Below are 21,330 nucleotides of genomic sequence, written 5' to 3' on the forward strand. Positions count from 1 at the left end.
ACCTGGAGACGATAACTAGCAGAACTACTTATCAATAATTACTAGCTAACCTGAACCAAAATTATGTATCATAATCAACGAAGGGTTAGGAAATATGAATTTGGGTATAGGAAAAACAAAAAAAATAACGGTGCTTTATTGATTTTTCAGGTGTATTCTTAGGTAATTAGTTTTTGTTTTTCTGGCATTGGGTAGGGGAAGGGAGATGATCGTGACACAAGACAAAGCCCTAGCAAATGTTTTTCGTCAGATGGCCACCGGGGCTTTTCCCCCGGTTGTCGAGACGTTTGAACGCAATAAGACGATCTTTTTTCCGGGAGATCCTGCTGAACGAGTTTATTTTCTTCTCAAGGGTGCGGTGAAACTGTCGAGGGTGTATGAAGCAGGAGAAGAAATAACGGTGGCTCTGCTGAGGGAAAATAGCGTTTTTGGCGTGCTGTCTCTATTGACAGGTAATAAGTCTGATCGATTTTATCATGCAGTGGCATTTACCACTGTAGAATTGCTTTCAGCGCCAATTGAACAAGTGGAGCAGTCACTAAAGGAAAATCCAGAATTATCAATGTTAATGCTGCGAGGGCTGTCTTCGCGGATTCTCCAGACGGAGATGATGATTGAAACTCTGGCTCACCGCGACATGGGTTCACGGTTAATTAGTTTTTTACTGATTCTTTGTCGTGATTTTGGCGTTCCTTCTGCTGATGGCATTACCATTGATCTGAAGTTATCACATCAGGCGATCGCTGAAGCAATTGGCTCGACTCGCGTTACTGTGACTAGACTCCTGGGAGATTTACGCGAGAAAAAAATGATTTCCATTCATAAAAAGAAGATTACTGTGCATAAACCTGTCGCTTTAAGTAAGCAATTTACTTAAAATTTATAATTTATGGGGTAAGGTCAATAGATTTTGGATTTACGATTTTGGATTTTGGATTGACTCCACCCTAAAGTGTGGAGCTTGGGGATTTTAAATTAGCGATTTTGGATTAGTTCTGCCCTGAAGGGGCGAGGGTTGTACCGAAAATTCCCAATCTAAAATCTAAAATCTAAAATTTTTTGGTCAGGTAATGGAATTGGTACGAATTTTTAGATATTAGGGGCAACCAATTCCAAAATTACCCCCACTCCATTGATTATTTATCCACAGACAATGGTTGAACGTAGTAGGCTAGACTGGTCAGCATTTCCGTAGCTAACAATGACCACTGGTTACATCCTAATTGCAGCAATTCTCATCCTGGGAGGCGTGATTGCCACCGTGGGCGATCGCATCGGCACACGAGTTGGTAAAGCACGTCTCTCACTCTTCAACTTGCGTCCGAAAAAAACCGCTGTAATTGTGACTATTTTTACGGGTGGTCTGATTTCTGCAACCACTTTAGCAATTCTATTTGCTGCTGATGAAGGATTGCGAAAGGGTTTATTTGAGTTGGAGGATATTCAAAGGGACTTGGGACAAAAGCGGGAACAACTGAAAACCGCAGAAACTCAAAAAGGTCAGGTAGAACGTGAGTTAAATCAAAGCAGACAAGAACGAAGTCAGGTACAACAGGAATTACAAACTATCAATAAATATTTGCGAGCGGCAAATACTAAACAAAAAGCTACACAATCTCAATTGAATCGTACTCTTAACCAACAGGCTAAAACTCAAGTACGACTTTATGAAACTCAACGTCGTCTCGGTGGAATTGTGGTTCAATATCAACAAGCTAAAACTGAATTACAAACTCTTTACAATCAGCGCCTGACATTACAAAGTGCAGTGCAAGAATTAAAGTCAGAACGAGAAAGATTGTATGCTCAAAGTAAGCAAGCTATTGATGAGGCAAAGACGGCTATTGAAAAACGCGATCGCAAAATTACTAAATTAGATAAGCTGATTCAAAACCGCAATCTACAAATTAAACAACGAGAAGAAATTATTCTGACAAGAGAATCTCGTTTACAAGAATTGGAAAAACAACAAAAATTTTTAGAACAAGAAGTAGCTAGATTAGAAAAATATTATCAGTCTTACCGTGATCTCCGGTTGGGTAAATTAGGTTTAGTTAGGGGTCAAGTGATAGTGGCAGGGTTAATTACTGTTGATAAACCTATTATGGCAACTCAGGCAATTATCCAAATTTTACAAGAAGCTAATCGTAATGCCAATATTCAATTAACTGAACCTGGCGCTAAATCTACAAATACAGAAATACTGCGTGTGACTAAAAATCAAGTTGATCAATTAATTGCACAAATTAAAGATGGTCGAGAATATGTAGTACGAATCTTTTCAGCAGGTAATTACGTTAGAGGTGAAAAGCAAATCGAATTTTTTGCAGATGCAGCCCGAAATCAACTAGTGTTTTCATCAGGTGAGGTACTGGCTACAACTACAGCCGATTTAATTAATATGACATCTGACCAACTGCGTCAACGTCTAGATTTGCTAGTTTCTGCTTCTCAATTTCGCGCTCGAAATGCGGGAATTGTTGAAGCTGTAGAAGTAGAAGGGACTTTTGTTCGCTTTGTTACTCAATTACAGCAAACAGAGCAAGAGATAGAAGTTAAAGCCGTAGCCGCAGAGGATACTTATACTATTGGTCCATTAAGAATAAAATTAGTGGCTTTATTAAATGGACAAATTCTTTTCACTACGTGAACAATCAAAAATCAATTTAACATAAACTAATAACAAAGCAAAACTTTACACAATTACTGAATTAATTTACAATAACAAATAATTAATTTACAATAACAAATGACGAATTTACAATTATAAATGATTGACTTACAGTAAAAATTGATAACAACAAAGAACTAATGACTAATAACCAATGACTAATACACAACCTGTAGTTTTAGGATTTGATCCTGGTCGTGATAAATGTGGTATTGCGGTAATGGGATTAGATAGACAACTGTATTATCATAAAGTGATATTAGCAGAAGAGGCGATCGCTAACATTGAAGTACAATTGCAAAAGTTTCCTGTATCATTAATAGTGATGGGAGATCAAACAACAGCTAAAAAGTGGAAACAGCAACTTAATCAAGAATTAAGTAAACCGACAAATATTATTTTAGTTGATGAACGTTATTCTACCTTAGAAGCACGCGATCGCTATTGGCAGATGTATCCACCCCAGGGTATAATTAAACTATTACCCAAAGGAATGCGTCAACCTCCCAGGGCAATAGATGATATTGTGGCAGTCCTTCTAATTGAAAGATACCTGAACCGACTAACTAACAAATAATTTAGAGTTCAGCCCGAATTGTAAAAGCATAATCCCCCCCAGGTTCTAATTGATAATCTTGTTGTTCTAAAAACCGTCCTAGAGGTTCTTTAATTAAAGCACGACCTTGGGAAGGCTTTACAGAAAGTTCCCCCCGACGAAAATGCCACTGGAAATGCCATTGAAAATTACCAGCGCTGACTTCACCTTCAAGAAAGCCCTGTTGCCAAGATTGGCGGATAATTCTAACATGGGCAGTAGTTTCTGGCAGACGTTTTGCACTCACGCTTATTTAATGTCAGGTATGGGATAAAAGCCAATTATTTATGTAGGCTATTTATTTTACGTACTAAAAATAGCTTAAATCAATAAACTAATAAAGACAACATAAGTTAGTAAGGTCTGGGTTTTTAACTGCTGATTTGTAGTCAAATGACAATAAATGCAAGATAATAATGCAATAATTGCATTCAGGAATCAATTTTGTTACGAAAATAACAGATAATAAGAACGACATTGTTTATTACTGCTATTGCCCACTACAGAATATACAAGGTAGTGGGTTTTATCTCAACTTGAGGATTATTCACCATGGAGTCCCGTCATTGACTTGCAGCCAATGTTATATAAAACTATTTGTCAAGACTGTGCTTTTTATGTTAAATTACAGTGTACTCACCCTGATGAGTTAGATGTTGATTGTGCTACCGTAAATTTTTGTAGTTCATTTACTCCAGCGGTAGAAATTGATAGTCCTTGTGTGTCTTTTGGCTAAGATCGCTCTCTTGTGCTATTGCTGTCTTAATACTTAGATTTTAGGGAGGCTGTTTCCATTGATTATCCTATGTACTCATAATGATGGTGGTGTGGGAAAAACTACCCTTGCTGTTCATATTGCTGGTGTTCTTCTTAACAGACAAGATAGTACACTTCTAATTGATTGTGATGATCAGGCAGATTTTTGGCAGTTTTACATTGATCGCAATCCAGAAAAATCAAAAGATTGGGAATGGCTAGAAAATAGTACAGTAATGTATAATGGAAGGCGTGAAGCAATCCCGAAAGAGCTACCAAAAGGGCAATATGACCATATTGTTTTAGATATTGACAGTCCTCTAAAAAATATTGTACAAACAATAGTAGGGAATGACCCGGATTTGATTTTAGTACCAGTTAATAAATCTCAGGAAATCAAAGCATTGCGTAATCTTCCCAGAACTCTAAAAGTTATTGCTCAATTGGAAACAAAAGCAGGCTATGCTCCACAGGTAGTAATTGTACCTTTAGGAATATCACAATCCTCTATATATCAGATCGTTGAGAGATTAGAAGACGATTTGAAACCTCAAAGATACAGAGTTGCGGATGAAATGCCTGATTGTCAAGAGCAGATGCAATTTGCTATCTATCAAGATAGAAAATATATTTGGGACTATGAAGGTTTAGAACATTTATACGATTACTTTGTTGATTTATTAGATGGATAATGTTAGGAGATGAATTATGTCTATAGAAGATAAACAAACCACTCCAAGTAAAGATTTTTTGACCGATAATGCCATCCAAAACGGCATAAAAAAAGTAGAGGAAGAAAAACAAGAAAATCAAAACTTAGATTTAGATATAGAATTAAGATATACTGACTCTGAGTTAAAAAAGATAGGAAAGCTAACTGCAATCCTCAGATTAGAAAAAGAACTATTTCTAGAATCAGTAATTAGTTACGTACATTTTCTTTTCTCTGAGCATAAAGAAAGTATCCAAAAAATAATTGATGAAGAATCAGAAAATTATCAAGCCGAGTTAAAACAAATTACTCCAATAGAGAAAATGTCTAACAAAGACCGTGATAGATTTTCACGAAAAATTAGGCTATCACCTGAAACATCAAACAAAATAGAACAGTTGGACATGAAAGACAGAATAAATGAATGTTTGTTTGTTGGTATCAATTTACTTTATAAAAACTTAGTTGCAGAATTTAAAACTGTTAATCAGGAAAAATAAAAATGGATTTCTTAGAAATTGATGCGTTAGTAACAGGGATTATTTATTCTAGCGAAACAGCAAAACAAGATTTAGGTAGACGTTTTGCTGCCTATCTGGGATTAACACCAGGAAAATCTGGAAGTGATGGAGGAATAGATGATTATGCCGAACTAAATAATGATATGATTTATTTTCAGTCTAAATTATCCCAAAATATCTTAGATGCTTCTTATTCAGCAGAATTAATTGGTAATATAATAATTCATGAAGCTAATATTGGCATAATGTTAGCTGGTGTTGGTTATACAGACGGATTTCGTTCTCGTTTAAATAAAGCTATTCAAAGTAAGCAGATTAATACACAGCTAAAGATTCATTTATTAAGCCTTGAAGATGTGTTTGGAGAAACGGAGATGTTTATAAGAGCTACTCAAGATTTACCTTCATTGAGGAATTTGAGTAATGGTGAATGGGCTAAATATAAATAGTATGATTATATTGTGTATTACTTATAAGTTTATGTGAATTATATTTTAGAGAGATTACACGAAATAAAACTAAATCCATGCAATTACCATTAATTAAATATCCTATTTTTGGGATAATCAATTTCTTATTATTAAGTATTAATATTCAACCCGTATTTTCCAGTTCTTACCCTACTCTAATACTGGCACAAAACACAAATACTAAAGCAGCTACAGAGGCTTTAAATCAAGGATTACAAGCGATTCAGTCGGGAAAATTAGAAGATGCAATTACGGCTTTTCGTGAAGCTATTAAACTAGATCCTAAATTAGCAGCAGCGCACTATAACTTAGGTTTAGCACTACGACAATCAGGAAAGTTACAACCTGCAGCAGATGCTTTTTATCAAGCTACTCAAGCTGACCCTCAATTTGCTTTAGCTTTTGCGAATTTAGGTGGGGCTTTATTAGAAGGAAATAATTTAAAATTGGCCAAAGACTATTTAAGTAGGGCTTTAGAATTAAATCCAAATTTGGGTTTTGCCCATTATAATATGGGATTAATTAGGGAAGAGGAGAAAAATTGGGAAAGTGCGATCGCTTCTTTTGCAAAAGCCAAATTAATTAGTCAAAACGCGCCTGAACCAGCTTATCATTTAGGTGTCTGTTATCTGCAACAGGGGAAAATTGAGCAAGCGAAGGCAGCTTTTACTGAAGCAATTAAAATCAATCCTAAATATGCAGAAGCCCATTATAGTATGGGAACAATTTTATTTAATCAGGGTAAATTAAATGAAGCTTTAGCAGCCTTTAGAAAATCCGCTGCGGGGAACTTTAGTTATGCTAATGCTTATTATGGTGCGGGGTTGGTTTTTATGGGGTTAAAGCAGTACAAAGAAGCTGTCCAAGTCTTGCAATATGCTAGAGATTTATATAATATTCAAGGTAATTTACAGTGGGTGAAAAGTTCCGAGGAGTTATTAGAGAAAGCCCAAAATTTAAGTAGGTAAGGTAGGATTTACACCAAAAAGTTATAGGACTAACTCAGCTTTTAGACAGATGAATAATTATGGAGGAATAAGTAGAAATTAATTAAACAACTAACGGAGTAAAAAAATGAGTAAAACCAAAACTCAAGAACCCATTAGTAACTTAGAGTATGATTTTATCAGCGTACTGCATAATAAAGCAGTAGCCGTTCAAGCTTATGAAAATTATATCAAAGACGCAAAAGAGGCTAATTCTACACCTTGTGTAGAACTATTCCAAAAATTACGCCAGTCAGAAATTGAACAAGCACACGAAATTCGCCAGCATCTCCAAGAGGTGATGCAGCAAGGTAAGATGTAGTTAATAGTAGGGGAAGGTTTAAAAAGTTAATCAGTTAAACCCTCCCCTACTCACTTAACGAATATACTCTTTTAGTACGCTGTTACGATTAGGGTGACGTAATTTACGGAGTGCTTTGGCTTCGATTTGGCGAATACGTTCGCGGGTGACGTTAAAAATCTGGCCGATTTCTTCTAGGGTTTTCATGCGGCCATCGTCTAAACCATAGCGTAATCTGAGAACGTCCCGTTCACGAGGTCCGAGACTATCTAGGACTTTTTCTAGGTCTTCCCGCAGCAAGTTTTTAGAAACTTGGTCTTCTGGGGTTTCACCTTCTGACTCAATAAAATCACCTAAACGGGAGTCTTCTTCTTTACCTATGGGTGTTTCCAGAGAAATTGGTAACTGGGCAGATTTGGCAATAAACCGCAGTTTTTCGATGGTCATTTCCATGCGAGTGGCAATTTCTTCCTCCGTGGGTTTGCGCCCCATTTCTTGGGACAGGAGTTTGGTAGTCTTCTTAATCCGGGAAATTGTTTCGTAGAGATGAACCGGTAGACGGATAGTGCGAGACTGGTCGGCGATCGCCCTTGTAATTGCTTGACGTATCCACCATGTAGCGTAGGTAGAAAACTTATAGCCTTTTTCGTGATCAAACTTTTCAGCCGCACGAATCAACCCCAAACTACCTTCTTGAATCAAGTCTTGGAAGGACAAGCCACGGTTCATGTATTTCTTGGCAATGGAAACCACCAGCCGCAGGTTCGATTGTACCATTTTCTCCTTAGCCCTTCTTCCTATGTGGAGTCTAGAGCGTAGGGCTGGTAATGATAATTTTACTTCTCCTGCCCATTCTTCTTGTTCTGGTATCCGTTCTAGTTTTTCATACAAACTCTTGTAAGCATCTTCTAGCACCAGTAGTTCAGCTATTTTCCGCGCTAGTTCAATTTCTTCATCTGCGCGTAATAGACGAATCCTCCCAATCTCTTGCAAGTACAGACGAATGGAATCTTCGGTGTATTGCTTTTTCTTGGTTTGTGCCCGAGGACGCGATTTAGCGGCTTTTCCAGACTTGGTGTCGTCCTCATCAGACTGAGGATCTAAAAAATCATCAATTTCGCCATCATCAGCCAGCAATAAGTCCTCTTCTTCTATTAAGAGTTCTTGTAATTCGATCTCAGGCGGATTTATCATTTCTAGGTCAGGCTGATAAATATTATCGAGTACGTTGTTAGCCTGGTTCATGCCGCGTTCCTCATGCTCCTTGCAGAATCAGTTACTCAAGACATTTTGATTACTTTTGGCATCAAGTAATCTTTGAACCGAAAATTGGGTTTTGGCTGTTCACCCTCAAATATTTTCGGTGTTTGTTGTTTTCCCTGTTTTAATCAGGCTTTTGCAGTGGCAATGTCATTTGTAATGTGACTTGCTCACTTTCCCCATGGTCATACATGACGACGCTAGATATCACTTTCGATTAACTGAATCTATCAAACTAGGTTCATCTTTCTTCAAAAAGCTTCCTGATGCGGACACAATTGTATGACCTTTGGCAGATTTAACTGTAAATACCGTTTTGATTGTAGCCTGTTTCACAAAAAATGCGCTTTTTTTGTGCATTATTTATGAACTCCTGAAAGTCAGATCAAGCTACCTTTATCAAAAAGACATTAAAAATGGTGGTAACACCATTAATCTTATCGAAAACTTGTTGGTTTGACAGTGGGATTGTCATTAAATTAAAAGTTAGGAACAATTGCTGCTCTATAAAACCTGTACAAATTGTTCTGATGTAGACAATTTGTGTTTATGTCCTGTTTCAACTAAACCCGATGGCGGGCACTTGTTTACAGGTACTAGTTTTACTTAAACTAATTGTACCACCGTCTGTTAATGACTGTTGTTTGTTTCCAGGTGCTAACCCCTGTATATGCTATACTAAAAATCTAAACTAAGGAGTTAAGATTATCGGGTATTTTAGGACTGTGAGAGATGAACTGAGATTTGACTCAATTCAGCCTTATTCACACATTAGCGCAGAGTTGAGATTTCTACCCTGTGCAACTTGACAAACTGTTCTTATTGTATACAACGATATTTTAATCAGATGATACATAATATTGTTACTAAAGTTGCCTAATGATATTTTTAGGTAATTTCAGGTATGTTAATTATCCTTGTGAATACTTCTGGTTTTAAGAAAGTGGCTGTCATCTCTGAACGGAAAAGTCTTGTGTATACTTATCAATTTTTGCTTTGTAGATAATATCTAGTCAAGCTATCTAAGCATAGCAAATGCTTTATGCCTTTGTGGGGAAAATTTATAATTTTTCGAGAAAAATTTTGGAGAACAGGGGTAATTACCCATTACCCCTGTTTCCATTCCTTAAATGTCTAAATCTGTCATATTCAGTTTAGATCCATAAGTTTCAATAAATTCCCGTCTAGGCGCGACTCGATCGCCCATTAAAATGGTAAAAATTCGATCTGCTTCGGCTGCGTCTTCAATTTCCACTCGTTTGAGAGTGCGGGTTTCTGGGTTCATGGTGGTTGTCCACAGTTGTTCAGGCATCATTTCCCCCAACCCTTTAAACCGCTGAATGGTATAATTAGCATTACTAGGAAGAGTATCTAGATGCTGTTGTAATTCCCGTTCACTGTAACAATACTGGTAATTTTTGCCGCGCTCTACTTTGTACAATGGCGGACAAGCAATATAAATGAAACCTTGTTCAATTAACGCCCGTTGATAACGATAAAAGAAAGTTAACAACAAGGTGCGGATGTGCGCCCCATCTACGTCAGCATCAGTCATTAATACTATATGATGATATCGTAATTGTGAGGGGTTAAATTCTTCACCTTTAACTCCTAAACCCAGTGCGGTAATTAAGGCTTGAATTTCATTATTTTTATAGATTTTGGCATCATCAGTTTTTTCGATATTGAGGATTTTACCACGCAAAGGGAGAATTGCTTGGGTGCGGCGATCGCGTCCTTGCTTCGCACTTCCACCGGCTGAATCACCTTCTACGATATATATTTCAGATTCAGCCGGATCACGAGAGCTACAATCTGCTAACTTACCAGGTAGAGGCGAAGATTCTAATACTGATTTCCGACGGACTAATTCCCGTGCGTGTCGAGCAGCTTCAGCAGCTTTAAACGCTTGGATAGCTTTATCTAAAATAGCATCAGCTATAGCAGGATGAAAATCTAGATACTCCGTGAGAACTTCACCGACAAAAGAATCAACAATACCGCGAACTTCTGTATTTCCCAGTTTAGTTTTAGTTTGTCCTTCAAATTCAGGATCAGGGACTTTCACAGAAATGACAGCAGTTAAACCTTCGCGGACGTGTTCACCACTGAGATTAGATTCATTCTCTTTAATTTTATTGCGTTTGCGAGCGGTAGCATTTAATGTCCGAGTTAAAACTGCTTTTAAACCTTCTAAGTGCGTACCACCATCAATAGTGCGAATATTATTAGCAAAACCCAGGACATTATCCGTATAAGCATCAGTACACCATTGTAAAGACACTTCTACCTGGACATTGTTGCGTTCCCCTTGAACATAGATAATTTCTTCATGGAGAGGCTGCTTATCACGATTCATGTAGGCGATATATTCCTTAATACCACCTTTGTACTCGTAAGTTTCTATTTTAGGGATATCGCTTTTAATAATTTCTAAGCGATGATCTGTAAAAGTAATTTTTACACCGGCATTAAGATACGCCAACTCACGTAAGCGTCCAGATAAAGTAATGTAATCAAATTCTATGCTAGTAGTAAAAATTTGTGTATCTGGCTTAAAGGTAATAGAAGTCCCCGTTCGATCTTCTTTGTAGGGCTTTGCTACCAATTCAGTAACAGGGAAACTGCGTTCATATCGTTGGGTATGTATCTTGTGATCACGCCAAACCGTGACTTCTACAAACTCAGATAAAGCGTTTACCACAGAGATTCCCACACCGTGTAAACCGCCGGATACCTTATATCCACCACCACCGAACTTACCACCTGCGTGGAGAACAGTTAACACAGTTTCTAAAGCTGATTTCCCTGTTTTTGGGTGAATATCCGTAGGAATACCCCGACCATCATCTGTCACCGTCACAGAACCATCAGCATTGATATCCACCTCAACATGGGTACAGTAACCCGCCAAAGCTTCATCAACAGAGTTGTCAACTACCTCGTAAACTAAATGGTGAAGTCCTCGCGGACCCGTAGTACCGATGTACATCCCTGGTCGTTTGCGGACGGCTTCCAGACCTTCCAGAACCTGAATCTGATCGGCGCTGTAACTGCTCGTCATGAAAATTCTCCTGATGCTTGGGGTTAAAATTGCTAAAATGCGAAAAAAGTCAAATCACCCCAACATTATAACATAAAAGCCTTGCTGCCGTCTGTAGCGCAATTTTATGAGAAGTTTACATAAGGGTTGTAACCCTGATGAGAATTGGGGAGAAAATTCCCTATTTTGCGTTTTTCTTCCCACTGACCAGTGACAACGAACACCTAACTAATGACTAATGACTAATGACTAAATTAATTGTAATTTGTGGGGCTACGGCCACGGGTAAATCTAGTTTAGCCTTGAGTTTAGCACAAAGATTAAATTCTGTAATTCTGAGTGCTGATTCTCGTCAAGTATATCGTGAGTTTGATATTGGTACAGCCAAGCCAAATGTAGTTGAAAAAAAATTAGTTTCTCATTACTTAATAGATATTTGTGAACCAACTCAAATCATGACATTAGCAGATTATCAACAACAAGCACAGGCTTTAATTGCTAGTTTGGGAGTTGAAACACTGTTGTTAGTGGGTGGAACAGGTTTATATATTCGTTCCATTGTTCAAGGAATGAAAATTCCCAGAGTTGCACCACAGCCGGAATTGCGATCGCAATTAGAACCCCTTGGTCAAATCCAACTTTACCCTATGTTACAACAAGTTGACCCCGTTGCCGCCCAAAAAATTCACGCTAACGATTTGGTGCGGACTTTAAGAGCTTTGGAGGTTTATTATACCACTGGTATTCCTATTTCTGAACAACAAGGAGAAAATCCACCAGATTATCCAATTTTACAAATTTGTTTAGATGCTGATGCAGAACATTTAGATGTCAGGATTCGCAAACGAACTGAACAAATGATAACAGATGGTTTAGTTGATGAAGTTGAATACTTGTCTCAAAAATATGGTATTTATTTATCCTTATTAAATACTTTAGGATATCAAGAAATCAAACAATATTTAGCTGGTGAAATTTCTTTAGATGCAGCCAAAGAATTAATTATTTTACATACCAGACAATTTGCCAAACGTCAACGGACTTGGTTTAGACAATCTCCTAATCTTGAATATTTTGATATGAATAATTCTGATTTACTGGAAAGTGTTTGGCAAAGAATTACCGACTTTGTCTAAATCAGGATATCCAGTATTTAGACAAAAATCCTGCAATTCTTAAAAACTGAACTCTAAATAAACAAACTAGGAGAAACTTTAAAATATTCTCCCAAAGCTTTTGCTTGTGCTTTACTAATTGAACGTTTACCGTTGACAACCTCTGAAACTACACCGCTGCTAGAACCGAGAATACGTACTAAGTCAGCTTGACGAATGCCGCTAGATTCCATGATATGTAGCAATATTTCATGAGGTGTAGATTCATCCATTGGATAATTTTCTTCCTCATAATCTTCAATTAGTCTGACAATCAATTTATCTAAAGCTCGCTCCTCTGGAGTAAGATTCTTTTTAAAAGTTAGAAATTCTGCAACTTTTAAAAGCCGTTCATACTCTGCCTCTGTTTCAATTACTTGAGGAGCGATTTCTGCCAGTAATTGACTATAAGTTTTATCGTCAAAAGTAAGGGTCATTTTTCCATTTATCTTTATTGTATTCCGCGTGAGTTAGCAAGTATTTATAGTGAACCTTTTTTGTTTTATAATTAATCCCTACAATTAAACGATAATCATTACCTTTGATATTGAAAACAGTAAAATTACCAACTGCTTCAGCATCTCGATAAACTTTTTGAACATCATTTAAACTTTGCCATTCTGCTTTTTTAACAGTTATATACCAACTCTCAATTTGTTTTTTGATATCAGGGTACTTTTCTGCTTCTTCGCGGAGGGTGCGAATTGAAATTAGGTGCATAATATACTTTGGATTTGAAATAATAGTGATTGGTGTACATAACTTAATTTGTGGTTGGTTATTCTTGTGTTTGTGCTTGCCACCTACTTTATTCTCGCAAAATGAGAGTAAGTTGTCAAGTCTTAATTAGGACTTATACAAAATTTTTCCGTAATTAAAAACTCCACAAAGATAAAAAATCCTTGAGGAGTTTGAGAGAGTGTTCACGGATTTTACCGAGCCATAAAGAATTAAGCCATAACGCACCAAACAGTAAATTTACTAATTATCTGGAAGTTGTTTTTTCAAAGCATTTAATGAAGCCCAACGGCTATCAATGGGTGGTTCAGAAACAGCAGTATTCAAAATACCCGGACAATTAAGGTCACATAATTGACGCTGAGGTAATGCTAAACACATCTGTTGATATAGCCATTCACCGGGATCAAAGTGACCATCAGGTGCTAAAGTTTCCAGTAAATCCTCTACAGCAACTTCCATTTCTAAAGGAAAATCTTCCGTTTGATTAGCGGTTTCATCTAACCAAATGACTTCCTGAGTATCAAGAACCAGACGATGGTTATACTGCTGCAAACAGCGGTTGCAGGTACAAGTAATAATTGTTTCTGCCTGAGATGAAACTTCTAAATAATTACCCTGATGTTTAACTTGGATAATTCCCCGCACGGGTGTTAATGTTTCCAAACCAGGCAGAAACTCTTGAACTTGAATTTCCTCTGTCCGCTCCGGGGCTTTAGATAGCTGCGGAATAAAAATAGCGTCCATAGGATTTGTGAAATACCCTGAAAATTGAGTATGGGTAATGGGTAATATTCTTGTCTGTTCCCAGTTAAGAGTTCCCTACTACCTAATTATGGTGTAACTGCTTGACGAACAACTAAATGACGGTGAGGTTCTTTACCACGGCTGAAGGTTTCTAAATCCGAAAATTCCTGCAATAATGTGTGAATTTGTCTTCGTTCAGCAGCGCTGAGAGATTGAAGTTCTACTTCTCTTCCTGAAAAGCGGACTTCTGCGGCAGCCGTTTCTGCTAAAGTGCGGATTTCGGCTTCTCGTCTCACACGATAACCATTTAATTCCACGGTGTAAGCGGTATGATTGTCTTCTGGTTGGTTCAAATTAAGAATGGAATTTGCGAGATACTGAATGCTATCTAGCACCGAACCACCAGCACCAATTAAAATCCGAATTTGTTCTGATGTTAAATTGGTTTGATCTATTGTTAACCAGTAGCTTTCTCCTGTGGGTGTATCTTGCTCAGAAGATGGGTTAGTTTCTAAATTAGCCCGTACTTGAGTAGATAAACCCATGAGAAGTAGCAAATTTTGTAACCAGTCTTCACTATTTTGCATAGAAATGTCGCTCATAATCAACCATTAGCCTTTTTCTTAGAACTTTTGGGTTCAAATGGCAACGCTTTTACTTCAATGGTTTGTGCTTCTTTTGCCTGTAAGTCTACGATTTTTTGGATTTCTTCTGGTAAAGGTTCACGGGAGAGGATATAGGTTTGGATAGTTTGGAAAACATTACCAATTACCATATACATAAGTACCCCAGCCGGTAGGGGAAAAAATAAGAACATTCCAGAAAAGATCACAGGAGTAATTTTATTTACTGTATCTTGTTGAGGGTTGCCACCGCTGGAATTTTGTCCAGAGAGCATTTGGCTGACATAAAGACTGATACCAAAGAAGACAATCATGGCCACAATATCCCAATGAACTGTATTATCGGGATCAATAGCGCCCACTCTACCTAAAGCATCAATAAAGAGAAATCCTTTTTCTGCTGCTAGTCCGGGAATTGTGGCTTGAATGGTCACGTCTCCGGGTTCTAGAGCCTCTATATTGCCTTCGGCATCAATTTTCACCCTTTCCGCGCCTTTGGTGACTTTCCAGGTAGGTGTCAACTGAGATTCTGGATGTTCCTTTAAGAGTAAATCAAATGGTTTACCTTCTACGGTTTGATACTGAATCTTAGTTTTTTCTCCCACTGTTAACTTATCACCCCCCGGTAAGATAGCGGAAATGGGAATATGTTCACCATCAGCAATGTAGATATTTTGTGGGGGAGTAGCAAATGCTTGGGGTTGAATGCGCTCAATTTGTTCTTGAGGGAAGATTTGCAGGTTAACGGAGTAGTTAACACCAGAAAAAGGTGAACCTCGCAAAGTGGCAAACAATGCTAATAATACTGGCATCTGCAACAATAGAGGTAAACATCCTGCTAAGGGATTACCAAATTCACTTTGGACCTTGAGCATTTCCTCTTGTTGCTTTTGCTGATCATCTTTATAGCGTTCTTTGATTTCTGCCATACGCTTTTGCATCACAGGCTGCACAACTCGCATTCGTCGCATACTGCGGATGGAACCGGCACTCAGGGGATAGAGTGCAAAGCGGATAATCAATGTTAAGGCTACTATTGCCAAGCCATAACTAGGGAAAACACCATAGAAAAGGTCTATGATGGGCAACATCACGTTGTTCGAGAGAAACCCGATACCAAAATCCATTATTCTGAATTAAACCTGCGGTACTTTGACACTCCCACCCCGCGCGGGAGTGGGATGCTTGGTTAAGCCTATCCTCTAAATAGAGTTAAATGGAGGCGGTTTTCTCCCAAGCTTTTGCTCTATATTGTAGAGGTTTTTGTTAAGCATTGCTGCGACTATTCCGCTCTGGAAAAGCTAGGGATAGCCGTACATTATAAAATCATTTTGTAGAAGTCGTGCTAAGTATACAAAGAGGTGAAACTTAGCACGAATGACTTATTTACCGCTGCTATATTGGGGATTTTTAGCTGCAACTTTTTCGTTAACGTAGTCATATACTTCCCGGAAGTTAGGAATAGCCCGCATTTCGATTAGAGTACCATTCTTGAGGGTAATTGCCATATCTCCCCATAGGCCGATAGCACGGGGAACTTTGACAACTTTAACAATTTCTGAGTAAATAACATCAGAGCGATCGCGTCCCATCCAACCACCAGTTACACAAATCCTACGGTCTGTAATGCGAAACCGTAACCATATAGCCCTGACTATTGCCCCCACAGCCAAAGGAATACCCACCACTGTCAGCCCAATGAGTAGGTTAAGAATCAAATCCCCAATGTGGGGACCACCTTCATAATAAACTTCTTCACGAATGCCCATTTAGTACCTCAGTTTGTGCCAATAACTCTTCTAATTCTCGCAGAAATTTATGGGTTTGGTGCTCAGATTCTGCTGTTATTGGTTTGACAATTAATACTAACCGCCATCCTGGGACTAATTTCGGCAACAATTCATATAATGCTGCTGTAATTTGTCTTTTGATTTTGTTGCGAACAACGGCGCGTTTACTAACTTTTGTACTAATGGCAATACCAATTTTCGTGGCAGGAGGGGCAGTATCCCAAGAAGGTTTTAGAGCCCTCAGTGTAAAATGAGAACTATGTCGCCGAATTCCTTCCCGGAAAACCGCCTGAAAATCCTGACGGGATTTGAGACGATATGCTTTAGGTAAAGCCACAGCGGTTATTATTGCTGAATTTACCTTACACGCTCAACCGGTGCCTTCCTTTTCTTCTTCTGGCACTAATCACATTTCTGCCGTCTGGTGTCCGCATTCTTGCCCTAAACCCAGAGGTTCTTTTTCTCTTGCGGCAAGTGCCTCCCAATGTCCTTTGCATATCTTTCTCCTTTTACCGGATTTTCATAAAAAGTCACAATCTGGTATTTTACCACTTTACAGGCAATAAAAATATATTTCTGGATGGAGTTGTCGGTTATCAGTTGTTAGTTATCAGTGGGAAAAGGCAAAGGTTGATTAATCTTTCCCGTTCCCTGTAACCTGTTCCCTGTAACCTGTTCCCTGTAACCTGTTCCCTGTTCCCTGTTCCCTGTTCCCTGTGACCTGTTCCCTGTATCCTGTTCCCTGTAACCTGTTCCCTGTTCCCTGTTCCCTGTAACCTGTTCCCTGTTACCTGTTCCCTGTAACCTGTTCCCTGTAACCTGTTCCCTGTAACCTGTTCCCTGTAACCTGTTCCCTGTAACCTGTTCCCTGTAACCTGTTCCCTGTAACCTGTTTCCTGTAACCTGTTCCCTGTAACCTGTTCCCTGTAACCTGTTCCCTGTAACCTGTAACCTGTTTCCTTGTTAATTAATACTGATAATCCATGTGCCAATATAACGCAACAATGGCACATCACCCGGAGAAAGAACTCGACAGTTGAAATAGTAAACCCCGCCAAAAGAGGGATTTTGAACATTGGATAATACTAACTCTACTTTTTGACCGGCTGGAACTGGGTCTTTAGGAAATATTTGAATCACCCCACCTTTCTCGTCCCATTTTACTTCAGACAGAGGAACACTTTTGTCCTTAACTCTGACTTCAATATTTTTGGTATCAAAAGTTCCTTGATAATAATCAGGATAGCTAATGGCGAACTGAGCCACTGCTAACTTCATTTTTTTAGCAGGTAATCTGAGTATATAACGATCTGTGTTATTAGTTTGTCCACCAAAATCTAAGCGGTAGGGTAATTGATTTTTGTTTTCAACGCCGCTAAAAAGTGTCAACCCAGGTAAGCTTTGGGCCCAAGTTAGAACTGGTAAACCTGTAAATAAACAGCTAGTAATAGCCAAAGCAGAAAGTAGACGCTTCATAAATCAGATTTCCTTAGGGAAGTGTGTGTAACCGTTAGTATTTGTAATTAAACTTTACTACTAGATGCTAGAAAATAGACGGAATTGAGAAGCAAAAGTGCCACTGGTAAAAGTCAATAACAGGTAAATAGTTAAGAAAAAATTAAGAGCGAGGGTTTGAGAATATAAAATAATCTAAAGAATAATATCCAAAATATGGGGATCGGTATAGGATGTGCAATATCTAATTTTACTTATAGCTATTTTGCAAGGCTGATATCTGTATCCTATCAAATTGAGGTTGTGACTAGAGAAAGAAGATCGCAGAAGTTGAAAATTCTATCTACAGACAAGGGTAACTCATAGTTGATCATCCCCACCAGCTTGATGATACTAAATTGAGATAGAAAGTAATAATAGTTAACGATGATGTTAAGTATTTATATCCAGGAGATTTCATGAAAATAGCAGTTGCCAAAGAAATAGAAATTTGTGAACGTCGTGTAGCATTAATTCCCGAAACCGTAGCCAAATTATTCAAACAAGGGTTAGAGGTTTGTGTAGAAGCGGGAGCAGGAGAGAAAGCATTTTTCAGTGATGCCGACTATGAAACAGCAGGGGCTAAAATTATCAGCGATTCTGCCCAATTATGGAGTGAAGCGGACATATTACTCAAAGTTAGCCCACCGCAAACCAGAGAAGATGGCCGGGCAGAAATTGAGTTACTCAAACCAGAATCCGTATTAATTAGCTTCCTCAATCCCCTGGGAAATCCGGTCATAGCCCAACAATTAGCAAATCGGCAAATTACCGCTTTGAGCATGGAATTGATCCCTCGTAGCACCAGAGCGCAAAGCATGGATGCCTTATCTTCCCAGGCTTCCCTAGCAGGGTATAAAGCGGTACTGATTGCAGCGGCGGCATTACCGAAATATTTCCCCATGTTAACCACCGCTGCGGGGACAATAGCCCCCGCCAAAGTATTTATTATGGGGGCAGGAGTGGCAGGACTGCAAGCCATAGCGACAGCCAGAAGACTAGGAGCGGTAGTAGAAGCCTTTGATATTCGTCCAGCAGTCAAAGAAGAAGTACAAAGCTTAGGGGCGAAATTCGTCGAAGTCAAACTAGAAGAGGAAACCGTTGCCGCGGGTGGTTACGCCAAAGAAATTTCAGAGGACAGCAAAAAGCGCACCCAAGAACTAGTAGCCAGCCACGTCAAAAACGCCGATATTGTCATTACTACAGCCCAAGTACCAGGAAGACAAGCCCCCAGACTGGTAACAGAAGAAATGGTAGCGCAAATGAAACCCGGTTCAGTCATAGTAGACCTAGCCGCAGAACAGGGTGGTAACTGTGCTTGTACAGAAGCGGGTAAAGATATTATTTGGAACGGGGTAACAATTATCGGACCAATTAACCTACCCTCATCAATGCCAGTACACGCCAGTCAACTGTACGCAAAGAACGTTACCTCATTAATGCAACTTTTAATAAAAGATAAAACCTTGCAAATCAACTTTGATGATGACATAGTTGCTGCTGCTTGTGTTACTCATGGTGGAGAAATTAGAAACCAACGAGTAAAAGACGCTTTGCAAGCAGTAGCGGTTTAAACCTTGGTATGCACAGATTTTAAACACAAATACACAGATGGGATATCTTTCCTTCCTTAATTCTTGTCGGGTAGGCATCTTGCCTACCCTCGGACGGGCTAGAAGCCCATCCCACAAAGAATAGTTGATTTTTTGGTATTCCTTAAAAATCTAAAATCCAAAATCTAAAATCCAAAATCGAAATGACAGAAACATTACTTGCAGCCTTATTTGTACTCGTCTTAGCCTCCTTTATCGGCTTTGAAGTGATTAACAAAATTCCCCCCACATTACACACCCCCTTAATGTCCGGTTCAAATGCCATTTCTGGTATTTCGGTAATTGGTGCAATTCTGGCTGCGGGGGAGAAAAACACGAATTTATCGGTAATTCTCGGTTTAATTGCCGTAATTTTGGCAATGGTTAACGTTGTCGGTGGTTTTTTAGTCACTGACAGAATGCTGCAAATGTTTAAAAAAAAGGAAGTTAAAGCATGAGCGACTTTTTACCAACTGGGATTCAGCTAACTTATTTAGTCGCTGCATCATTATTTATCCTGGGTTTGAAAAAGCTAGGTTCTCCTGCAACTGCTAGAAATGGTAATCTTGTGGCTGCTGTGGGGATGTTATTGGCTATTATCGCCACGTTGCTAGATCAACAGGTATTAAATTACGAGATGATTTTGGTAGGCCTGGCCATTGGTTCGGTAATTGGTACTGTGATTGCTTACAAAGTGCAAATGACAGAAATGCCGCAAATGGTGGGTTTACTAAATGGTTTAGGTGGAGCATCTTCCGCATTAATTGCCGTTGCTGAATTTTGGCGGTTATTAGATAGTTCACAGCCTATACCCCTCGATGTCAACATTTCTATGTTGTTAGATGTGTTAATCGGTGGTGTGACATTAACAGGTAGTTTTCTCGCTTTTGCCAAGTTGCAGGGATTAATTAGCGGTACACCGATTACTTTCCCGTTACAGCAACCTTTTAACCTGTTGCTGTTGGGTTCTTATCTGGCGGGAAGTGCCTATTTAATCATAACACCCGATAGCCTCCCCGTATTTTTAGGGGTGGTGGCTGTTTCCTTGGTCTTGGGTGTGATGTTTGTACTGCCTATTGGTGGCGGTGATATGCCCGTTGTCATTTCGCTGTTAAACTCTTTATCAGGTGTAGCGGCTGCTGCTGCGGGTTTTGTGGTGATGAACAATATGTTAATCATCGCTGGTGCTTTGGTAGGAGCTTCTGGTTTAATCCTTACCGAAATTATGTGTAAGGCCATGAACCGTTCTTTGTTCAGTGTCTTATTTAGTGCTTTTGGTTCTGTCTCTACTGCTACTGGTGGTGCGGCTGCTGGTGCTAGTAATCAAACTGTCCGCAGTATTGATCCTGAAGAAGGGGCGATGATGTTGGGTTATGCGCGTTCTGTGGTGATTGTCCCAGGATACGGTATGGCGGTTGCTCAAGCACAGCATAGCGTCCGGGAGTTGGCTGACCAATTAGAGCGCATGGGTGTGGATGTGAAATATGCGATACATCCCGTGGCGGGGAGAATGCCGGGACACATGAATGTATTATTGGCGGAGGCTAATGTGGCTTATACGCAGTTGTATGATATGGAGGATATTAATCCCCAGTTTGAACAGGCTGATGTAGCGTTAGTAATTGGTGCTAATGATGTGGTCAATCCAGCGGCGCGTAGTGATAAGAATAGTCCTATTTATGGGATGCCGATTTTGGAGGTTGATCGCGCAAAGCAAACTATTGTGATTAAGCGCGGTATGAGTGCGGGTTTTGCTGGTGTGGATAATGAGTTGTTTTATAAGGATAAGACGACTATGTTGTTTGGTAGCGCTAAGGATATGGTGGCTAAGTTGGTTAGTGAGGTGAAGCAACTTTAAGTTAATTGTAGGGGTGTAG

General features: G+C 39.0%; 25 protein-coding genes. 13 read left to right on the forward strand and 12 right to left on the reverse strand.

What is annotated here, in order from left to right; all coding sequences use genetic code 11:
- Positions 1-205 precede the first annotated feature (205 nt).
- From ntcA to FFO06_RS09930, 3 genes are all read left to right on the forward strand, one after another.
- On the forward strand, positions 206-877 hold the full coding sequence (gene ntcA / locus FFO06_RS09920) for a global nitrogen regulator NtcA (protein WP_028084503.1): 672 nt from the start codon (positions 206-208) through the stop codon (positions 875-877).
- A gap of 324 nt (positions 878-1,201) precedes the next feature.
- Positions 1,202-2,650, forward strand: a complete 1,449-nt coding sequence (locus FFO06_RS09925; protein WP_137907894.1) for a DUF3084 family protein — start codon at positions 1,202-1,204, stop codon at positions 2,648-2,650.
- Between the two features lie 175 nt (positions 2,651-2,825).
- Positions 2,826-3,248 (forward strand): pre-16S rRNA-processing nuclease YqgF, encoded by a 423-nt coding sequence (locus FFO06_RS09930; RefSeq protein ID WP_137907895.1) that lies wholly within the window; start codon positions 2,826-2,828, stop codon positions 3,246-3,248.
- A gap of 1 nt (position 3,249) precedes the next feature.
- Here FFO06_RS09930 and FFO06_RS09935 read toward each other — a convergent pair whose 3' ends face one another.
- On the reverse strand, positions 3,250-3,513 hold the full coding sequence (locus tag FFO06_RS09935) for a DUF3146 family protein (RefSeq protein WP_028084500.1): 264 nt from the start codon (positions 3,511-3,513) through the stop codon (positions 3,250-3,252).
- Positions 3,514-3,846: 333 nt separating this feature from the next.
- On the opposite strand from FFO06_RS09935, the gene FFO06_RS21500 reads away from it, so the two are divergent.
- The 6 genes from FFO06_RS21500 to FFO06_RS09960 all read left to right on the forward strand — a co-directional run bounded on the left by FFO06_RS21500 (position 3,847) and on the right by FFO06_RS09960 (position 7,033).
- Positions 3,847-4,002, forward strand: coding sequence for a hypothetical protein (locus FFO06_RS21500; RefSeq protein WP_190371842.1), 156 nt, complete (start codon positions 3,847-3,849; stop codon positions 4,000-4,002).
- Positions 4,003-4,060: 58 nt separating this feature from the next.
- Complete coding sequence (locus FFO06_RS09940) at positions 4,061-4,714, forward strand: ParA family protein (protein WP_137907896.1); 654 nt, start codon at positions 4,061-4,063, stop codon at positions 4,712-4,714.
- A gap of 16 nt (positions 4,715-4,730) precedes the next feature.
- The gene (locus FFO06_RS09945) at positions 4,731-5,234 is read left to right on the forward strand and encodes a hypothetical protein (protein WP_137907897.1); all 504 of its coding nucleotides are present in this window, start codon (positions 4,731-4,733) and stop codon (positions 5,232-5,234) included.
- Between the two features lie 2 nt (positions 5,235-5,236).
- Entirely contained in the window at positions 5,237-5,704 is a 468-nt protein-coding gene (locus FFO06_RS09950) for a restriction endonuclease (RefSeq protein WP_137907898.1), read from the forward strand.
- Positions 5,705-5,781: 77 nt separating this feature from the next.
- On the forward strand, positions 5,782-6,693 hold the full coding sequence (locus FFO06_RS09955; protein ID WP_137907899.1) for a tetratricopeptide repeat protein: 912 nt from the start codon (positions 5,782-5,784) through the stop codon (positions 6,691-6,693).
- A gap of 106 nt (positions 6,694-6,799) precedes the next feature.
- Positions 6,800-7,033: a hypothetical protein gene (locus tag FFO06_RS09960; RefSeq protein WP_028084498.1), complete on the forward strand. Its 234-nt coding sequence runs from the start codon at positions 6,800-6,802 to the stop codon at positions 7,031-7,033.
- 54 nt (positions 7,034-7,087) lie between these two features.
- On the opposite strand, the gene rpoD is transcribed toward FFO06_RS09960, so the two are convergent.
- Positions 7,088-8,257, reverse strand: coding sequence for an RNA polymerase sigma factor RpoD (gene rpoD / locus FFO06_RS09965; protein WP_137907900.1), 1,170 nt, complete (start codon positions 8,255-8,257; stop codon positions 7,088-7,090).
- Between the two features lie 1,141 nt (positions 8,258-9,398).
- A complete protein-coding gene (gyrB, locus tag FFO06_RS09970; protein WP_137907901.1) occupies positions 9,399-11,336 on the reverse strand; it encodes a DNA topoisomerase (ATP-hydrolyzing) subunit B in 1,938 nt (645 codons plus the stop codon).
- Positions 11,337-11,560: 224 nt separating this feature from the next.
- Between gyrB and miaA the strand changes: the two genes are divergently transcribed.
- Complete coding sequence (gene miaA / locus FFO06_RS09975; RefSeq protein WP_137907902.1) at positions 11,561-12,451, forward strand: tRNA (adenosine(37)-N6)-dimethylallyltransferase MiaA; 891 nt, start codon at positions 11,561-11,563, stop codon at positions 12,449-12,451.
- A gap of 53 nt (positions 12,452-12,504) precedes the next feature.
- Here miaA and FFO06_RS09980 read toward each other — a convergent pair whose 3' ends face one another.
- The 9 genes from FFO06_RS09980 to FFO06_RS10025 all read right to left on the reverse strand — a co-directional run bounded on the left by FFO06_RS09980 (position 12,505) and on the right by FFO06_RS10025 (position 17,843).
- Positions 12,505-12,906: a helix-turn-helix domain-containing protein gene (locus FFO06_RS09980; protein WP_137907903.1), complete on the reverse strand. Its 402-nt coding sequence runs from the start codon at positions 12,904-12,906 to the stop codon at positions 12,505-12,507.
- Complete coding sequence (locus FFO06_RS09985; RefSeq protein WP_137907904.1) at positions 12,890-13,189, reverse strand: type II toxin-antitoxin system HigB family toxin; 300 nt, start codon at positions 13,187-13,189, stop codon at positions 12,890-12,892. Before FFO06_RS09985 ends, FFO06_RS09980 begins: the two co-directional genes overlap by 17 nt.
- 261 nt (positions 13,190-13,450) lie before the next feature.
- On the reverse strand, positions 13,451-13,954 hold the full coding sequence (locus FFO06_RS09990; protein ID WP_137907905.1) for a YceD family protein: 504 nt from the start codon (positions 13,952-13,954) through the stop codon (positions 13,451-13,453).
- A gap of 86 nt (positions 13,955-14,040) precedes the next feature.
- Complete coding sequence (locus FFO06_RS09995; RefSeq protein WP_137907906.1) at positions 14,041-14,556, reverse strand: Jag family protein; 516 nt, start codon at positions 14,554-14,556, stop codon at positions 14,041-14,043.
- A gap of 2 nt (positions 14,557-14,558) precedes the next feature.
- Positions 14,559-15,704 carry a membrane protein insertase YidC gene (yidC, locus tag FFO06_RS10000; RefSeq protein ID WP_137907907.1) on the reverse strand — a complete coding sequence of 382 codons (1,146 nt, stop codon included), beginning with the start codon at positions 15,702-15,704 and terminating at the stop codon, positions 14,559-14,561.
- 255 nt (positions 15,705-15,959) lie between these two features.
- Positions 15,960-16,346: a PH domain-containing protein gene (locus FFO06_RS10005; protein WP_028084490.1), complete on the reverse strand. Its 387-nt coding sequence runs from the start codon at positions 16,344-16,346 to the stop codon at positions 15,960-15,962.
- Positions 16,333-16,704 carry a ribonuclease P protein component gene (gene rnpA / locus FFO06_RS10010; protein WP_137907908.1) on the reverse strand — a complete coding sequence of 124 codons (372 nt, stop codon included), beginning with the start codon at positions 16,702-16,704 and terminating at the stop codon, positions 16,333-16,335. Before rnpA ends, FFO06_RS10005 begins: the two co-directional genes overlap by 14 nt.
- 25 nt (positions 16,705-16,729) lie before the next feature.
- The gene (rpmH, locus tag FFO06_RS10015) at positions 16,730-16,864 is read right to left on the reverse strand and encodes a 50S ribosomal protein L34 (protein WP_015209090.1); all 135 of its coding nucleotides are present in this window, start codon (positions 16,862-16,864) and stop codon (positions 16,730-16,732) included.
- Between the two features lie 466 nt (positions 16,865-17,330).
- Positions 17,331-17,843 (reverse strand): DUF2808 domain-containing protein, encoded by a 513-nt coding sequence (locus FFO06_RS10025; RefSeq protein WP_137907909.1) that lies wholly within the window; start codon positions 17,841-17,843, stop codon positions 17,331-17,333.
- Between the two features lie 437 nt (positions 17,844-18,280).
- Between FFO06_RS10025 and FFO06_RS10030 the strand changes: the two genes are divergently transcribed.
- The 3 genes from FFO06_RS10030 to FFO06_RS10040 all read left to right on the forward strand — a co-directional run bounded on the left by FFO06_RS10030 (position 18,281) and on the right by FFO06_RS10040 (position 21,311).
- The gene (locus FFO06_RS10030; protein WP_137907910.1) at positions 18,281-19,435 is read left to right on the forward strand and encodes a Re/Si-specific NAD(P)(+) transhydrogenase subunit alpha; all 1,155 of its coding nucleotides are present in this window, start codon (positions 18,281-18,283) and stop codon (positions 19,433-19,435) included.
- 182 nt (positions 19,436-19,617) lie between these two features.
- Entirely contained in the window at positions 19,618-19,911 is a 294-nt protein-coding gene (locus tag FFO06_RS10035) for an NAD(P) transhydrogenase subunit alpha part 2 (RefSeq protein WP_137907911.1), read from the forward strand.
- Positions 19,908-21,311 carry an NAD(P)(+) transhydrogenase (Re/Si-specific) subunit beta gene (locus FFO06_RS10040; protein ID WP_137907912.1) on the forward strand — a complete coding sequence of 468 codons (1,404 nt, stop codon included), beginning with the start codon at positions 19,908-19,910 and terminating at the stop codon, positions 21,309-21,311. The genes FFO06_RS10035 and FFO06_RS10040 overlap by 4 nt, the downstream gene beginning before the upstream one ends.
- The last annotated feature ends 19 nt before the right edge of the window (positions 21,312-21,330 follow it).

Source organism: Dolichospermum planctonicum (assembly GCF_005402965.1).
Lineage (GTDB): Bacteria > Cyanobacteriota > Cyanobacteriia > Cyanobacteriales > Nostocaceae > Dolichospermum > Dolichospermum planctonicum.

Excerpts from the sequence above, each read along its gene's own strand:
- FFO06_RS10035 (WP_137907911.1), top strand. The coding sequence starts at position 19,618 with ATGACAGAAACATTACTTGCAGCCTTATTTGTACTCGTCTTAGCCTCC.
- yidC (WP_137907907.1), bottom strand. The coding sequence starts at position 15,704 with ATGGATTTTGGTATCGGGTTTCTCTCGAACAACGTGATGTTGCCCATC.
- rpoD (WP_137907900.1), bottom strand. The coding sequence starts at position 8,257 with ATGAACCAGGCTAACAACGTACTCGATAATATTTATCAGCCTGACCTA.
- FFO06_RS09955 (WP_137907899.1), top strand. The coding sequence starts at position 5,782 with ATGCAATTACCATTAATTAAATATCCTATTTTTGGGATAATCAATTTC.
- FFO06_RS10040 (WP_137907912.1), top strand. The coding sequence starts at position 19,908 with ATGAGCGACTTTTTACCAACTGGGATTCAGCTAACTTATTTAGTCGCT.
- FFO06_RS10025 (WP_137907909.1), bottom strand. The coding sequence starts at position 17,843 with ATGAAGCGTCTACTTTCTGCTTTGGCTATTACTAGCTGTTTATTTACA.
- FFO06_RS09945 (WP_137907897.1), top strand. The coding sequence starts at position 4,731 with ATGTCTATAGAAGATAAACAAACCACTCCAAGTAAAGATTTTTTGACC.
- FFO06_RS10030 (WP_137907910.1), top strand. The coding sequence starts at position 18,281 with ATGAAAATAGCAGTTGCCAAAGAAATAGAAATTTGTGAACGTCGTGTA.
- gyrB (WP_137907901.1), bottom strand. The coding sequence starts at position 11,336 with ATGACGAGCAGTTACAGCGCCGATCAGATTCAGGTTCTGGAAGGTCTG.
- FFO06_RS09960 (WP_028084498.1), top strand. The coding sequence starts at position 6,800 with ATGAGTAAAACCAAAACTCAAGAACCCATTAGTAACTTAGAGTATGAT.
- FFO06_RS09995 (WP_137907906.1), bottom strand. The coding sequence starts at position 14,556 with ATGAGCGACATTTCTATGCAAAATAGTGAAGACTGGTTACAAAATTTG.
- FFO06_RS10005 (WP_028084490.1), bottom strand. The coding sequence starts at position 16,346 with ATGGGCATTCGTGAAGAAGTTTATTATGAAGGTGGTCCCCACATTGGG.
- FFO06_RS09990 (WP_137907905.1), bottom strand. The coding sequence starts at position 13,954 with ATGGACGCTATTTTTATTCCGCAGCTATCTAAAGCCCCGGAGCGGACA.
- FFO06_RS09980 (WP_137907903.1), bottom strand. The coding sequence starts at position 12,906 with ATGACCCTTACTTTTGACGATAAAACTTATAGTCAATTACTGGCAGAA.
- FFO06_RS09925 (WP_137907894.1), top strand. The coding sequence starts at position 1,202 with ATGACCACTGGTTACATCCTAATTGCAGCAATTCTCATCCTGGGAGGC.
- ntcA (WP_028084503.1), top strand. The coding sequence starts at position 206 with ATGATCGTGACACAAGACAAAGCCCTAGCAAATGTTTTTCGTCAGATG.
- FFO06_RS21500 (WP_190371842.1), top strand. The coding sequence starts at position 3,847 with ATGTTATATAAAACTATTTGTCAAGACTGTGCTTTTTATGTTAAATTA.
- FFO06_RS09930 (WP_137907895.1), top strand. The coding sequence starts at position 2,826 with ATGACTAATACACAACCTGTAGTTTTAGGATTTGATCCTGGTCGTGAT.
- FFO06_RS09985 (WP_137907904.1), bottom strand. The coding sequence starts at position 13,189 with ATGCACCTAATTTCAATTCGCACCCTCCGCGAAGAAGCAGAAAAGTAC.
- rpmH (WP_015209090.1), bottom strand. The coding sequence starts at position 16,864 with ATGCAAAGGACATTGGGAGGCACTTGCCGCAAGAGAAAAAGAACCTCT.
- FFO06_RS09950 (WP_137907898.1), top strand. The coding sequence starts at position 5,237 with ATGGATTTCTTAGAAATTGATGCGTTAGTAACAGGGATTATTTATTCT.
- miaA (WP_137907902.1), top strand. The coding sequence starts at position 11,561 with ATGACTAAATTAATTGTAATTTGTGGGGCTACGGCCACGGGTAAATCT.